At 69.6% G+C, this 14,805-nt stretch carries 13 protein-coding genes; 9 read left to right on the top strand and 4 right to left on the bottom strand.

Going from position 1 to position 14,805, the window contains the following annotated elements:
* Positions 1-22: 22 nt before the first annotated feature.
* The 4 genes from CSC78_RS15220 (at position 23) to CSC78_RS15205 (ending at position 3,547) form a co-directional block, all read left to right on the top strand.
* Positions 23-301, top strand: a complete 279-nt coding sequence (locus CSC78_RS15220) for a DUF4190 domain-containing protein (RefSeq protein ID WP_162338714.1) — start codon at positions 23-25, stop codon at positions 299-301.
* Between the two features lie 14 nt (positions 302-315).
* Positions 316-1,371 carry a quinone-dependent dihydroorotate dehydrogenase gene (locus CSC78_RS15215; RefSeq protein ID WP_162338713.1) on the top strand — a complete coding sequence of 352 codons (1,056 nt, stop codon included), beginning with the start codon at positions 316-318 and terminating at the stop codon, positions 1,369-1,371.
* Positions 1,368-2,408 (top strand): UDP-N-acetylmuramate dehydrogenase, encoded by a 1,041-nt coding sequence (gene murB / locus CSC78_RS15210; protein ID WP_162338712.1) that lies wholly within the window; start codon positions 1,368-1,370, stop codon positions 2,406-2,408. The genes CSC78_RS15215 and murB overlap by 4 nt, the downstream gene beginning before the upstream one ends.
* Positions 2,409-2,638: 230 nt before the next feature.
* The gene (locus tag CSC78_RS15205; protein WP_162338711.1) at positions 2,639-3,547 is read left to right on the top strand and encodes a DMT family transporter; all 909 of its coding nucleotides are present in this window, start codon (positions 2,639-2,641) and stop codon (positions 3,545-3,547) included.
* A 13-nt stretch (positions 3,548-3,560) separates the two neighbouring features.
* On the opposite strand, the gene CSC78_RS15200 is transcribed toward CSC78_RS15205, so the two are convergent.
* Entirely contained in the window at positions 3,561-6,302 is a 2,742-nt protein-coding gene (locus CSC78_RS15200; protein ID WP_162338710.1) for a serine/threonine-protein kinase, read from the bottom strand.
* Positions 6,303-6,397: 95 nt separating this feature from the next.
* Between CSC78_RS15200 and CSC78_RS15195 the strand changes: the two genes are divergently transcribed.
* The gene (locus CSC78_RS15195) at positions 6,398-7,294 is read left to right on the top strand and encodes a GGDEF domain-containing protein (RefSeq protein ID WP_162338709.1); all 897 of its coding nucleotides are present in this window, start codon (positions 6,398-6,400) and stop codon (positions 7,292-7,294) included.
* Positions 7,295-7,309: 15 nt separating this feature from the next.
* Here the strand turns inward: CSC78_RS15195 and CSC78_RS15190 are convergent, their stop codons facing one another.
* Positions 7,310-8,251 (bottom strand): DedA family protein/thiosulfate sulfurtransferase GlpE, encoded by a 942-nt coding sequence (locus CSC78_RS15190; RefSeq protein WP_162338708.1) that lies wholly within the window; start codon positions 8,249-8,251, stop codon positions 7,310-7,312.
* 376 nt (positions 8,252-8,627) lie between these two features.
* Between CSC78_RS15190 and CSC78_RS15185 the strand changes: the two genes are divergently transcribed.
* Together CSC78_RS15185 and CSC78_RS15180 are read left to right on the top strand one after the other, a co-directional pair.
* Entirely contained in the window at positions 8,628-10,043 is a 1,416-nt protein-coding gene (locus CSC78_RS15185) for a pectin acetylesterase-family hydrolase (protein WP_162338707.1), read from the top strand.
* 54 nt (positions 10,044-10,097) lie between these two features.
* Positions 10,098-10,709, top strand: a complete 612-nt coding sequence (locus tag CSC78_RS15180; protein ID WP_162338706.1) for a hypothetical protein — start codon at positions 10,098-10,100, stop codon at positions 10,707-10,709.
* Between the two features lie 177 nt (positions 10,710-10,886).
* Here CSC78_RS15180 and CSC78_RS15175 read toward each other — a convergent pair whose 3' ends face one another.
* Positions 10,887-11,576, bottom strand: coding sequence for a phosphatase PAP2 family protein (locus CSC78_RS15175; protein ID WP_238391304.1), 690 nt, complete (start codon positions 11,574-11,576; stop codon positions 10,887-10,889).
* Positions 11,563-12,828, bottom strand: coding sequence for a flavodoxin-dependent (E)-4-hydroxy-3-methylbut-2-enyl-diphosphate synthase (ispG, locus tag CSC78_RS15170; protein WP_162338705.1), 1,266 nt, complete (start codon positions 12,826-12,828; stop codon positions 11,563-11,565). Before ispG ends, CSC78_RS15175 begins: the two co-directional genes overlap by 14 nt.
* A gap of 96 nt (positions 12,829-12,924) precedes the next feature.
* On the opposite strand from ispG, the gene CSC78_RS15165 reads away from it, so the two are divergent.
* The gene (locus CSC78_RS15165; RefSeq protein ID WP_162338704.1) at positions 12,925-14,160 is read left to right on the top strand and encodes an ATP-binding protein; all 1,236 of its coding nucleotides are present in this window, start codon (positions 12,925-12,927) and stop codon (positions 14,158-14,160) included.
* Between the two features lie 13 nt (positions 14,161-14,173).
* On the top strand, positions 14,174-14,725 hold the full coding sequence (locus tag CSC78_RS15160; RefSeq protein WP_162338703.1) for a response regulator transcription factor: 552 nt from the start codon (positions 14,174-14,176) through the stop codon (positions 14,723-14,725).
* Positions 14,726-14,805 lie beyond the last annotated feature (80 nt).

Genomic DNA, 14,805 nt, shown 5'->3' with positions numbered 1-14,805 from the left:
GACCCCTGCACGGAGCCCTCAGATGACCCCAGTCCGCACCACCAGCAGTCTCGCCATCGCGAGCCTCGTATCCGGCATCCTCGGCTGGACCCTGCTGCCCTTCATCGGCACGATCGTGGCCATCATCACCGGCCACATGGCGCGCGCCGAGATCCGCCGCAGCGCGGGCACGCTGGACGGCGACGGCATGGCCATCGGCGGGCTGATCCTGGGCTGGGTATCGGCGCTGCTGTGGGTCGTCGGTATCGCGGTGATCTTCCTGTTCCTGGGCGGCATGGCCTGGCTGGCGACGTTGAACTGAGCACGCGCGCGACCATGTATTCGTTCGCACGCCCCTTCCTGTTCGGCCTGGATGCCGAAACCGCCCACGGCATGGGCCTGAAGGCGCTCGACCTGGCCTACCGCACCGGCACCACGCCGCTGGTGGCGCGGCCGATCACGCCGATGCCCACCAAGGTCATGGGCCTGACCTTCCCCAACCCCGTCGGCCTGGCCGCCGGCATGGACAAGAACGGCGCCCACATCGACGCGCTGTTCGCGCTGGGGTTCGGCTTCGTCGAGATCGGTACGGTCACGCCCAAGCCGCAGCCGGGCAATCCGAAGCCGCGCATGTTCCGCCTGCCGCAGCACCAGGCCGTCATCAACCGCCTCGGCTTCAACAACGAGGGCGTGGATGCACTGGTCCGCAACGTCGGTGCTGCGCGCCGCGACCGCGGCCTGCTCGGCATCAACATCGGCAAGAACAAGGACACCTCCAACGAACGCGCCGCCGCGGACTACCTGTACTGCCTGGAGCGCGTCTACCCGCTGGCGGACTACATCACCGTCAACATCTCCTCGCCCAACACCGCCGGCCTGCGCGAACTGCAGGAAGAGCAGGCACTGCGCCAGCTGATCGGCACGCTGCGCGAATCGCAGGAAGACCTCGCTGCGCAGCACGGCAAGCGCGTGCCCATGCTGGTGAAGATCGCGCCCGACCTGTCCGACAGCGACATCGACGCGGTGGCGCGCGTGCTGGGCGACATGCAGGTGGACGGCGTCATCGCCACCAACACCACGGTCTCGCGCATCAGCGTGCAGGACCATGCGCTGGCGCGCGAGACCGGCGGCCTGTCCGGCGCGCCGCTGATGGGCCAGGCCACGCTGGTGCTGCGCCGCCTGCGCACGCGGCTGCCGCACAGCATCCCGCTGATCGGCGTGGGCGGCATCCTGTCCGGCGCCGACGCGGTCGCGAAGATGTCCGCCGGCGCCTCGCTGGTGCAGTGCTACACCGGGCTGGTCTACCGCGGCCCCGAACTGATCCGCGAATGCGTGGAAGCCATCCGCCGCCGCCGCGAAGCGCCCAGCGGCGGCCCGGTGGCGCCGGAATGACCCCAGGCTATCGCGTCACTGCGAACGCCTCGCTGCGCGAACGCACGACCTTCGGCGTCCCTGCCCGGGCGCCGTGGCTGATCGAGGTCGACGATGCCGCCGCGCTGGACGAGGTCCTTGCGCTGCCGCAGGTGCTCGAAGGCGACACCCTGGTGATCGGCGGCGGCAGCAACCTGCTGTTCGCCGGTGACGCGCCCGGCGCCGTCATCGCCATGGCGACGCACGACCTACGCATCCTGTCCGACGACGGCGGGCATGCCCTCGTGCGTGCCGATGCCGGCGTCGCCTGGCATCCGCTGGTGATGTGGACGCTGGAGCAGGGCCTGTGCGGCCTGGAGAACCTGGCACTGATCCCGGGCACCGCGGGTGCGTCGCCGATCCAGAACATCGGCGCCTACGGCACGGAAGTGGGCGAATTCATCCAGGTCGTCGAAGCGCTGGACCGCCAGCACGGCACGCGCGTGCGGCTGGACCGCGGGGCCTGTGCCTTCGCGTATCGCGACAGCGTGTTCAAGCACGATCCCGACCGCTACCTGGTGACCGCGATCGAGTTCCGGCTGCCGCGCACGCCCGCGCTGCGCCTGGACTACGCCGGCATCCGCGACGAACTGGCGGCGATGGGCATCGCCACGCCCACTGCGCGCGACGTCGGCGCTGCCGTCATCCGCATCCGCCAGCGCAAGCTGCCCGATCCCGCCGTGGTCGGCAACGCCGGCAGCTTCTTCAAGAATCCAATCGTCTCGCAGGCGCAGGCCGACGCACTGCTGGTCGACTACCCCACCCTGCCCGTGTTCCGCGGCGACGCCGCGCACAACCGCAAGCTGTCGGCGGCCTGGATGATCGAGGCCTGCGGCTGGAAAGGCCATCGCGATGGCGATGCGGGCGTATCCGACGCGCACGCGCTGGTGCTGGTCAACCACGGCGAAGCGACCGGCGCGCAGTTGCTGGCGCTGGCGCGGAAGATCGCGGATTCGGTCCGCGCCCGCTTCGGCGTCGCGATCGAACCGGAACCGAAAATCATCGGGGCGAGCTGGTAGCCCTGGATGATCCGCATCGGCGCCCCTGAAACCGCTCCCTCCCCCGTTTACGGGGGAGGGCTGGGGTGGGGGAAGACCGAAGCCGACACCCCTCGGCAGCCGCGAAGTCAGCGAGCGCGGCAACGTCCGAGGCGGCGAGCCATGGAATGCATACCGATGCGCAGCGGCTCCGTTCGCCCCCATCCCAGCCTTCCCCCGCACGCGGGGGAAGGGGCGGATCCGGAACACTGATGCCGGCCCTTCCCACCCACTATCGCGCCGCCGCGCTGATGCTCGGCAGCACGGTGTTCTTCGCGCTGATGGTGGTGGCGATCCGGCTGGCGTCGGCCACGCTGCACACGTTCGAGATCGCGTTCTTCCGCAACTTCTTCGGCCTGCTGGCCGCGGCACCGCTGATCCTGCGGCACGGCCCCGGCTTCCTGAAGACCACGCAGTTCCCGCGCTACCTGTTCCGCTGCGTCATCGGTATCTGCTCGATGCTGGCCGGCTTCTGGGCCATCGGGCACCTGCCGCTGGCACAGGCGGTCTCGCTGTCGTACTCCACGCCGCTGTTCGTGACCCTGGCCGCCGCGGCGATGCTCAACGAACAAGTCCGCGCGCGCCGCTGGACCGCGGTCGTGCTGGGCTTCGTTGGCGTGCTGATCATCGTGCGGCCCGGCACGTCGCAGTTCACCGTGGACGCGATGATCGCCGTGCTGGCCGCGGTGATGAGCGCGCTGGTGGCAATCCAGATCAAGCAGCTGTCGAACACCGAGCCCGCGGACCGCATCGTCATCTACACCACGCTGCTGTGGGTGCCGATGTCGCTGTTGCCGGCGCTGGCAGTGTGGGAATGGCCGCAGGGCATCACCTGGGTGTGGGTGATCGCGGCCGGCGTGCTCGGCACCAGTGGCCACATGCTGTGGACGCGCGCGTTGAAGCTGGGCGAAGTCTCTGCGCTCACGCCGATCAGCTTCATGCAGCTGCCGGTCGTGGCGCTGTTCGGCTGGCTGCTGTTCGACGAGACCCTGGACCGGTGGACGCTGCTCGGCGCCGGCATCATCTTCGGCGCGAATGCCTACATCGCGCACCGCGAGGCCGTGTTGTCGCGGCGCTCCGCCTCCGAGGCGCCGAGCGCGGGCGCCAAACCCGGCGAATGATCGCCGCGCCTGGTCAGCCGCGCTTGATCGTCTGCTTGCCCGGTCGCTTGCCCGAACGGTAGCGCTCGACGAACTCGGCGTCGGCGTCGGCCAGCGTCTCCGGGTCTGCCGCCAGCAACGGCGCGATGTACTGGCGGTACAGCGGCTCCGCCTCCGCCGGGCGACCGAGCTCGCGGTAGGTGTCGATCAGGTTCCAGGCCGCCGTGCGCGTCTCCACGTGGGTTTCGCCCAGCGCGCGCCTGCGCAGTTCGAACAGGCGCTGGAACTCGGCCAGCGCGTCCGGCACGCGGCCGAGCACGCGCAGCGCTTCGGCGCGGATGACCATCGTGGCCTGCGCCTGCGGGTGTTTCTCGCCCAGGGTCTTCAACGCCAGCGGCTGCACATCGCCCAGCAGGCGCAGCGACGCTTCCGCCTGGCCCGCGTTGAGCAGCGTCCCGGCGTGGTTGACGAGGATCGACAGCGTATCGGGATGGCCGGGCCCGAGCGTGCGGCTGCGCGCGGTGATGACCTGCTCTTCCAGCGGCAACGCGGCGGCGAAGTCCTTGAGCCTTGCATGGGCCGTCGCGAGATTGAGACGGGTGCGGACCGTCTGCGGATGATCGCGACCCAGCACCCGCTCGCGCGCGGCCAGCACGTCCCGCAAGAGCGGTAGTGCGGCTTCCACCGAGGCCACGCTGCCGCCGTCGGTCATCATCGTGGCCAGCGTGCTGCGCGCCTGCAACGTGACCGGGTGCTCGCTGCCCAGCTTGCGCACGTAGCGGTCGGTCAGGTCGCGCTGCAGGGAGATCGCAGCGTCCTTCTCGCGATTCATGATGCGCAGCACCGCCAGGTTGCCCATCGCCGACAGCGTGTCTTCGTGGTCGGCGCCGAGCGTGGCGGTGCGCCGGGCGACGACGGTTTCCATGTTGGCGCGTGCCTCGGGCAGCTCGCCGAGGTTGCGCTGCACGGCGGCAAGGTCGTTGGTGGCTTCCAGCGTGGCCGGATCGTCCTGACCGGCAGTGGCAAGGAGCCGTGCCTGCACCGCTTCGACCACGGCTTTCGCCCGCGGGCGGTCGCCGCGTGCCGAGATCACCTGCGCCTGCGCCAGTTCCAGCTTGACCCGCACGCGGTCGTTGTCCGCCAGCGCGAACGCGCGCGGCAGCGCCTTCTGCAAGGCGGCCTCGGCCTGGTCGATGTGGGCGCCCTCGAGCAGCGCCTTCACCTGGTCGTTGCGCGCGCGCAAGGTGTCCTGAGCGCCTTCGCCGAGCACGCGGCTGCGGTAGTCGGCGACCTGCGCGAAATGCGCCGCCGCCTTGTCGTACAGGCCGATGGCGGCGTACACGTGGCCGACCGATTCGCGCAGCCTGGCCGCGACGTCCGGCTGGTCGGCGAAGTCGCGCGTGATCGCCTCCTCGGCATTCGCCAGCAGCTGCCGGTCGACCAGATCGCGCGCCAGGTCGTTCGTGCTGGTCTTCGCCAGCGTGGCGCCGAAGGCGTCGGCAGCCGAGGGATCGAGGCTGTCGACCTGGCGCACCAGGCCCTCGGACAAGCCCACGCCCATGGTTTCGATGTCGATGCCTTCAAGCATCGACTGCTGGAAGTCGGCGACCTTCTCGAGTTCGGCGCTGCGCGCCTCGGCCACGCTGCGCTGCATGCGTGCCTGCTGCAGCCCGTACAGCGATACGCCCAGTCCGCCCAGCAACGCGAGCAACGCGAAACCGCCAGCAACGGCCGCGGTGCGATGGCGACTCAGGAACTTGCGCCACACGTAGCTGCGACTCGTTGGCACCGCCGTCACCACACGGCCATCGAGGTAGCGCTGCAGGTCGTCGGCCAGCGCGGCGACCGAGTCGTAGCGCGCGTCGCGGTCGTGCTGCATGGCCTTCAGCACGATCCAGTCGAGATCCTTCCGCAGCCGGCCGCGCATCCGCGCCAGTGACAGGCCGCGCTCCTGCGCCATCTGCCGGGCCTGTTCGAGCGGCAGCGCCGCCAGCCGCGACGACGGCGCGACCGCGGTCGATGTTTCCGCCGCCCAGGTTTCACCCGCCGCGTCCGGACGCACGCCGGTCACCAGTTCGCACAGCACCACGCCCAGCGAATAGACGTCGCTGCGCGTGTCGACCTGGCCCGCATCGCCCTGCGCCTGCTCCGGGCTCATGTACTCGGGCGTGCCGGCACGCTCCAGTGCGGCGTCGCCGGCCAGCGACGCGGCCATGGCGATGCCGAAATCGATGATCTTCGGCGCCGGACGACCGTCGAGCGTATCCACCAGCAGGTTGCCGGGCTTCAGGTCGCGGTGCACGACGCCCTTGTGGTGCGCGTGCTGCACGCCTTCGCACACGCGGATGAACAAGGCCACGCGCGCATCCATCGACAGGCGCTGGTCGCGGCAGTAGCGCGTGATCGGGCTGCCGTCGGTCAGCTCCATCGCGAAGAACGGATAGCCCTCCCCGGTGGTGCCGGCATCGTAGATCTGGGCGATCGCCGGGTGGCGCATCTGCGCCAGCACCTGCCGCTCCACTTCGAACCAGGCAAGATGGCGTGCCTGCAGCCGCTGCACGCGCATCAGCTTCAGCGCCACCTCGCGGCGGACCGGCTCCAGCTGCGCGGCACGGTAGACCTCGCCCATGCCGCCGCGGCCCAGCAGGGCTTCGATGCGGTAATGGCCCAGCCGCGCGCCGGGCGCGAGCGTGCCGTCGGCCGCCGTCGGCGCGTCCTGCAGGCGCGTGGCCAGGCTCTCGGTCGGTGCGAGGTCGTCGTAAGGTTGCGATGTCATGCCACTGTCCCCGGTGCGCCCGGGCATGGTAGCGGAAGCGTGAGTTGACCGACCGATCCGTTACACTCGGTCCCGCACCAGCCTGTCGCGCACGCATGTCCCGGGACTTCCTGAATCCACCGACCACGCAACGGACCATCCTGAGCGACGGCCCGCGGCCGGCCTCGCACCGGTCCGCGTGCGTGGTGGTGATCCACGGCGAGGGATTGGGCCGGCGCGCCGACATCGACACCGCGCGCGTGCGCGTCGGCCGCTCGCAGGAAGCCGACCTGCACATCCCGCACAACAGCGTCTCGCGCCTGCACTGCGAGCTCTGGCGCGAGGGCGACAGCTACCGCGTGCGCGACCTCGGCGCCACCAACACCACCCGCGTCAACGACGCGCCGGTGTCCGAAACGGTGCTGGCCGACGGCGACCACATCACGCTGGGCGAGAGCATCCTCAAGTTCATCAGCCACAGCAGCGTGGAGGCGCGCTACCACGAGGAGATCTACCAGCTCGCCACCCACGATGCGCTGACGGAGATGTACAACCGCCGGCACTTCATCGAGACGGTGGAGAAGGAGATCGCCCGCGCGATGCGGCATCAGCGCGAACTGACCATGTGCATCATCGACGTGGACCTGTTCAAGCCGATCAACGACCGCTACGGCCACATCTCCGGCGACCACGTGCTGAAGCAGATCGCCGCGCTGGTGCGCCGGCACGTGCGCAACGACGATGCCGCCGCCCGCATCGGCGGCGAGGAATTCGCGGTACTGCTGCCCGAATGCGGACCGGAGGCGGCCTACGGCTTCGCCGAGCGCCTGCGCGAAGCGGTGGAGGCCGTGGTGTTCAGGCCCGGCGGCGAAGCGCAGACGATCACGGTCAGCATCGGCATCGCCGCGCTGACGCCCGAGCGCGACACGGTGAGCCGCATGATGGCCGCCGCCGACGCCGCGCTGTACCGCGCCAAGAGCGAAGGCCGCAACCGGGTCTGCATCGAGCACTGACCCGCACGCACGGCCTCAGCCGCCGATGCGCTCCACCCCGTAGCCGGCGCCGCGCCAGGCATCGATCCCGCCCCGCAGCGGCAACACGTCGCGGAAGCCCGCCTTGCGCAGCTTCGCCGCCATCCAGGCGGCCGACACTTCATCGGGACAGGCGCAGTAGATGACGACCTTGCCGTCGCGCGGGTACGTCGCCAGGATGCCGCCGAGCTCGCGTTCGTCGGCGAACACGGCGCCCGGGATCACGTACGGGTCGACATCGCGGAAGCCGGGCGCACGGATGTCGAACAGCACCGGGGGTTGTCCGGCCAGACGCAACGCTTCCAGCTCCGACGGCTCGATCCGCGCCGCCTCCAGCGCCGCCAGCAGCGTGCGGCGGCGCCACCAGCGCCAACCCACATAGGCCGCCAGCGCGACGCCGACCAGCACACCGGCACCGGTGCCCAGTTGCGACAGCGTGTCGATGACCGTTTCGACCTGGCGCGAGAACGCCACGCCCAGCCCCAGCCCCAGCGCGGCCCACAACGCCGCACCCAGCGCGTCATAGCGCAGGAACGACGGCAGGCGCGCCTGCATGGCGCCGGCCATCGGCACCGACACCATCGACAGGCCGGGAATGAACTTCGCCACCGACAGCACGCGGATGCCGAACCGTCCATAGAAGCGCTCGGTGTGCTTCATGCAGGTGTCGCGCGACAGCGACAGCCGGCACAGCGACTGCAGCGTGCGGTTGCCGTAGCGGCGTCCGGCGTAGAACCACACGCTGTCGCCGATCAGGCTGGCCGCCACCGATACCGCCAGCACGCCCAGCAACGGCAGCCATGTCGCCTCCGGCTGCAGCGCCAGCCCCGCACCGACCAGCACCAGCGTGGGCATGGCCGGCACCGGCAGGCCCAGCGACAGCGCCAGCACGTTGGCGAAGACCAGCAGCACGCCGTACTTGTCCACCACGTCCTGCATCGCGATCCCCGTCGCTGCTGCCGCGCGTCGCGGCGAGCCGGCATGTTCGACCCATGTCCCCGCGACGGCAAGGCGCCGGCCCGCAACGATCCGTTGCCGTCCGCGATCACGCACGCAGGTACCAGACGCCGCCGCGTGCTGCGACGCGGGATCGCTGTGTTTACTTGGCGGCCCGCGACGCAGATGAAGGGGGGCATCGCGGCCAATGTCGGGGGCATGCGCAGCCAAAGCCGGTGCCATCACGCGCGCTTAATCTCCGTGCCGCATCAACGCACCACCATCCGCCTTCGTACGGTGGCCGCCCCCACAGGCGCCGCACGCCAAGGCAGTCCATCCCGTTGAACGTCCGCTCTGACTCTCGCCGGAGGATCCGATCATGGTTGCACCCGTACGACCCGCCCGCCTGCCCCTCGCCCTCGCCGCGGCCACGCTGACCCTCGCCATCGCGGCGCCGCTCAAGGCCGAGGAAGGCGACTACAGTTTCTGGCAGACCCTGGTGAACCTGGTCTCGCCGCCGAAGGCCGACAACAAGGTCACCGCAGCGCAGCGCACCGGCAACTACCCCCTGCTGTCCAACCCGTCCGGTTTCAACGACGGCTTCCAGCCCGGCCGCTACGAGGCCTGGCAGACCATCCAGCTGGCGCCGTCGACCGGCGCGGTCTGCGGCGACGGCTCGCCGTTCAAGTTCTTCGTCAACCGCGTGGCCGACACCCGCAACACCATCATCTACATGGAAGGCGGTGGCGCGTGCTGGGATTACGCCAGTTGCAGCGGCCAAGGCGGCATCCGCGGTGCCCGCAATCCGAACGGCATACCCGACGACTACATGAGCCTGCTGAATCCGGGCGCCAGCCTGGTCAGTCCGTTCGTGACCCGCGTCAGCCCGTTCGAGTCGGTGAAGACGCAGGGCTGGAACATGGTCTACGTGCCCTACTGCACCGGCGACATCTACAGCGGCGACAAAGTGGCCGTGTACAACGACCCGAGCGGGCAGAACGCGCCGCTGGTCTGGCACCACAACGGCGCGCGCAACGTGCGCGCCGTTGTGAGCTGGCTGAAGGACAACCTGCCGCGCCCCACCCAGATGCTGTCCACCGGCTGCAGCGCCGGCGGCGCCGGCAGCCTGACCAGCTACCACCCGCTGCGGCGCGACCTGGCGCCGACGCGCAGCTTCCTGATCGATGATTCCGGCCCGATCTTCCCCACCCCGAAGAACGGCAATCCGGTCGACTACCCCTCGCAGCCGCTGATGGCGCTGATCCGCAGCGCCTGGGGCCTGGACCAGCCGAACGGGCCGCTGCCCTACCTCGCCAGCGGGCTGCCGCAGTTCGATCTCAACGAACTCGGCACCCTGTATCCGGCGCTGTCCAGCAAGTACGCGAACGACCGCCTCGGCCACACGCACTTCTGGAAGGACCTCAACTATTCCTCGTATTCGTACGAGCGCTTCTATCCCGACATCGCCAACGCGCCGGATCAGGCGACCAAGGAAGCGCGTATCCACGCCCGCTGGAACACCGACACCGCACGGCTGCGTGATCGCCTGAACGGTCTGAACAACGTCGGCGGTTATTTCCCGCAGTACCGTGCGCTCAACGAAAGCCACTGCACCACCATCGTCGACTTCAAGAACGCCGACGTGCAGGCGCAGAACCTTGAACTGAAGCACTTCATCGACAGCGTGCTCGACGGCCAGGGCAAGGTGCTCGATGCCAGCGAGCAGGACGACAAGGCCGACAAGGCCAAGCCGTTCAACCTGCTGTATTGGCTGGTCGACCAGCTGATGGGTTGAGGTCCACGCCCGGGACCGTCGTGCTTCGACGGTCCCGGCGCAACAGGGTTCCGCATGAAGAAACTGCTGACGCTGCTGGTGCCGTTGTTGGTCTTCGTGGCCGCCGTGCTGTGGTGGAAGCGCGACGATGCGGGCATGCCGGCGGACGCGATGCGTACGCCGTCCGACACGGTCGACACATCCCCCCCTGCGCTGGCGTCACTGCAGACCACACCGCAGGCGCAGGCGCATCGCGAGCGCCAGCGTTTCGAGACCGACGCGAAGGATTTCTTCGCTCGTGCACCGTCGCTGCGCGCCGTCGAGCGCAGCGAACGTGCCGATGCGTTGACGCGGCAGATCGACCGCTACGAAGCCGCCGGCGGCCTGTCCGCCGGCGAAGCCGTGCTGCTGCGCACCGCGCTGATCAAGGCCACCGTGGACGATCCCGCCGAACAAGCGGCGGCGGTCGCCGAGATGGCCGACCGCTACCGCGCGCATGCCGACCAGCGCATGGCCGCCTTCGCCGCACAGCAGGCCAACGATCCCCGCTTCCAGTCGTACAAGACACGCGAAGCGCAGGTCGTCAGCGAGGTGATGGCGATGACCTCGATTCCCGCCGGCCTGACCCGCGACCAGTACCTGCGCCAGCGGTTGCAGGAAGAGCGCGAGCGGGCGTATGCACCGTAGAACGGCTCCTCTGTAGGAGCGACGTAAGTCGCGACCGCACGCCATCGACGGCGACATACCTGCCGGCCGATCTGGCCGCATGCCAGCGCTGACAGATAGCTGCCGCGCACGCTTTCAAACCGGTTCGTTCTCGCGGTCGCGACTTACGTCGCTCCTACAACCGCCGATCAGCGCCTCTCACCGGGCCAACCACGGCCGTCCGCGCACGCGATACAGCAGCAGATAAACCCCCGACACCCACGCGATGCCGGCCGCGAAGCCGCCCAGGATGTCCGATGGGTAATGCACGCCCAGGTAGATGCGCGAGATGCCGACCAGCAGCGCGAAGCTGCCCGCCAGGGCGACCGCCAGCCAGCGCCAGCGCGTATGCCAGCACAGCAGCACGACCACCATCGCCAGCGTCGCCGATCCCATCGCATGACCGCTGGGGAAGCTGAAGGTGTGCTCGGGCGCGATGGATTCCCACAGCGTCGGCCGGTCGCGCTGGAAGAACTGCTTGGTCGCCATGTTCAGCAGCGCCGAGCCGGCGAACGACACGCCGGCGAACGTCGCTTCCCGCCAGCGTTTCGCGATCAGCAGGCCGACCGTCAGTGCGATGTCGACCGGCACCACACCCCACTGGTAGCCGATCGCCGAGATAAAGACGAAGAAGCGGTCCAGCGCCGGACCCGCCATGGCATGCGCCTGCCACAGCAACGCATCATCGAAATAGAAATCTTCCAGCTCATGCACTTCGTCGGCCAGCGCGACGAAGACCCACAAGGGCACCAGCAGGCAGAGGAACAGCAGGACCAGGCGCCCGCTGTGCTCGCGCAGCAGGCCGGCGATGAAGCGCCGGCCCTGGGCCAGCCTCTCAGCCTTCGACACGCGCGTACTTGCTCTCGACGTAGTCGTCGATCAGCGCGACGAACTCATGCGCGATGTTCTCGCCGCGCAGCGTGATCTTCTTCTCCCCATCAACGAACACCGGTGCCGCCGGCGCCTCGCCGGTACCCGGCAGCGAGATGCCGATGTTGGCGTGGCGCGACTCGCCCGGCCCGTTCACCACGCAGCCCATCACCGCCAGCGTCATGGTCTCCGCACCGGGATGGGTGACCTTCCATTCCGGCATCTTGCCGCGCACGTGCTCCTGCACGACCTTGGCCAGTTCCTGGAAGAACTCGGACGTGGTGCGCCCGCAACCGGGACACGCGGTGACCATCGGCGTGAACGCGCGCAGGCCGGTGGTCTGCAGCAGTTCCTGCGCGACGATGACTTCCTGCGTGCGCGACTGGCCGGGTTCCGGCGTCAGCGAGATGCGGATGGTGTCGCCGATGCCTTCCTGCAGCAGCACCGCCAGCGCGGCACTCGAGGCGACGATGCCCTTGCTGCCGATGCCGGCCTCGGTCAGGCCCAGGTGCAATGCGAAATCGGTGCGCGACGCCATGTCGCGGTAGACCGCGATCAGCTCCTGCACACCGCTGACCTTGGCCGACAGCACGATGCGGTCGCGCGGCAGGCCCAGTTCGACGGCGCGCTCGCCGGAATCCACTGCCGAGCGGATCAGCGCCTCGCGCAGCACGCGACCGGCGTCCCACGGCACCTCGCGGGCATGGTTCTCGTCCATCAGCTGCGCGGCCAGCGCCTGGTCCAGCGAGCCCCAGTTGGCGCCGATGCGGACCGGCTTGCCGTAGCGGATCGCGAACTCGATCAGCTGGGCGAACTGGGTGTCCTTCTTCTTGCCGAAGCCGACATTGCCGGGATTGATGCGGTACTTGGCCAGCGCCTCGGCGCAGGCCGGCTCGCCCGCCAGCAACTGGTGGCCGTTGTAGTGGAAGTCGCCGATCAGCGGCACCGAGATGCCCATCATCTCCAGCTTCTCGCGGATGCGCGGGATGGCGGCGGCGGATTCGGGATTGTTGACGGTCAGGCGGACCATTTCCGAACCGGCGCGCCACAGTTCGGCGACCTGCTTCACGCTGCCGGCGATGTCGGCGGTGTCGGTATTGGTCATCGACTGCACCACCACCGGACGGCCGCCGCCGACGACGGCGTTGCCGATCTGGACGGCCTGGGTGATGCGGCGCGGCCAGGGCGCGGCGTCGGTGGGGGGCGTGGGGCGGGTGACGGCGTCGTGCATGCCGGCATTGTAGCGTGGGCCACCGGCCGGTCTCGTCCACGCCCCTGCGACGCCATGCCACAGGCCCGCCGCGCGCGCTTGCACTAGCATGGGAGCATGCCGAATACCCTGCTGACCCTGTCGCCGTCGTTCCTGCGCACGCTGTGCAACCTGCGCTGGGTCGCCATTGTGGGCCAGGCGGTGACGGTGCTGGTGGCGCTGGGGCCCCTTGGCATCGACCTGCCGCGCTGGCCGCTGTGGGGCGGGATCGGCGCGCTGGCGCTGTTCAATCTCTATGCGACGTGGCGCAGCCGGCGGCCGGGTGAAGAGACGGCGGCCGAAGCCTTCGCCCACATGCTGGTCGACGTGGCGGTGTTGTCCTGGCTGGTCGCCTGGAGTGGCGGCATCGCCAATCCGTTCAGCTCGATGTTCCTGCTGCTGATCGCGGTGTCGGCACTGGCACTGCCGCTGCGCTGGGTGATCGCCACCGGCGTGGCCTGCCTGCTCGGCTACATCCTGACGGCGGTGTTCGGTCGCCCGCTGCCCCATCTGCACGGCAGCGGCTTCAACGTCCATCTCTGGGGCATGGCGGTGAACTTCGTGCTGTCGGCGGCCGTGGTGCTGTACTTCTCCACCCGCCTGGTCGCCGCCCTGCGCCTGCGCGAACAGGAACTGGCCCGCCTGCGCGAGCGCTTCGCGCGCAACGAGGGCATCGTCGCGCTGGCCACGCACGCCGCCGCGGTGGCGCACGAACTGAACACCCCGCTGGCGACCATGACGCTGCTGACCGAGGACATCCGCGAGCACGCTGCGGAATCCGAGATACGGGAAGACGCCGGCACCCTGCGCCAGCTGATCGACGTCTGCCGCGACCGCGTGCGCGCGCTCGCCGCCTCGGCCGACATGGGCGTGCACCTGCGCGTGGACCTGGACGACGTGGTGCAGCGCTGGCAGCTGATCCGGCCGACGGTGGAACTGCAGCGCACCGGCGCGCTGCCACCGTGGCTGGCGACCGATGCCTCCACCGGCCACCTGCTGCAGGCGCTGCTGAACAACGCCGCCGACGCCAGCCGCCAGGCCGGCTCGCAACGCGTGGACCTGGACCTGCGCTGCGAAGGCGACGAACTGGTCGGCACCGTGCGCGACTACGGCAACGGTTTCCACGAAGCCCTGCCATTCCAGTCCGAACAACTCTTCCGCACCAGCAAGCCCGAGGGCATGGGCGTGGGCCTGGCCCTGTCGCACGCCACCATCGAGCGGCTGGGCGGACGCATGACCATGCGCGCCGTGCCGCCGAAGGGCGTGCAGGTGCAGTTCCGCCTGCCGGTGGCAGGCCCCGACGAAACCCCCTGATGAGAGGCATCCCATGAAAGGCCTGCTGGTCGACGACGACGAACTCTACGCGCGCACGCTGCAGCGCAGCCTGGCGCGCAAGGGCATCGAGACCGAGATCGCGCTGGACGCCGCCAGCGCCCTGGCGCGGGCGCGCGAGTACCAGCCCGACTTCGCGCTGGTGGACCTGAAACTGGGCGCCGACTCCGGCCTGAGCCTGATCGAGCCGCTGCGCGCACTGCGCGCCGACATGCAGATCCTGCTGGTCACCGGCTACGCGAGCGTGGCCACCGCGGTGGAATCGATCAAGCGCGGCGCCGACGACTACCTGCCCAAGCCGGCGACGGTGCCGACGATCCTGCGCGCGCTCGGACTGGACGTGCCGGGCGCAGCGGACGACGCCAGCGCCACCGACGACACCATGACGCCGCTCAGCCGGCTGGAGTGGGAACACATCCAGCAGGCACTGGCCGAGACCGAAGGCAACATCTCGGCCGCCGCGCGCCTGCTCGGCATGCACCGGCGGTCGCTGCAACGCAAGCTGGCGAAGCGTCCGGGACCGGAGCGTCGCTGGATCGACGAATAGCGGTCAGCGCGAGGGATCGCGGTCGGGATCCATCGTCATCCCGGCGCCCATGCCGAGACCTGCGCCCGCCCCCATGCCGG

The organism is Pseudoxanthomonas japonensis, from assembly GCF_010093445.1.
In the GTDB taxonomy this organism is placed as follows: Bacteria; Pseudomonadota; Gammaproteobacteria; order Xanthomonadales; family Xanthomonadaceae; genus Pseudoxanthomonas_A; species Pseudoxanthomonas_A japonensis.
Note: the sequence above shows the minus strand (reverse complement) of the source record. Positions and strands in the feature narration are given on the sequence as shown.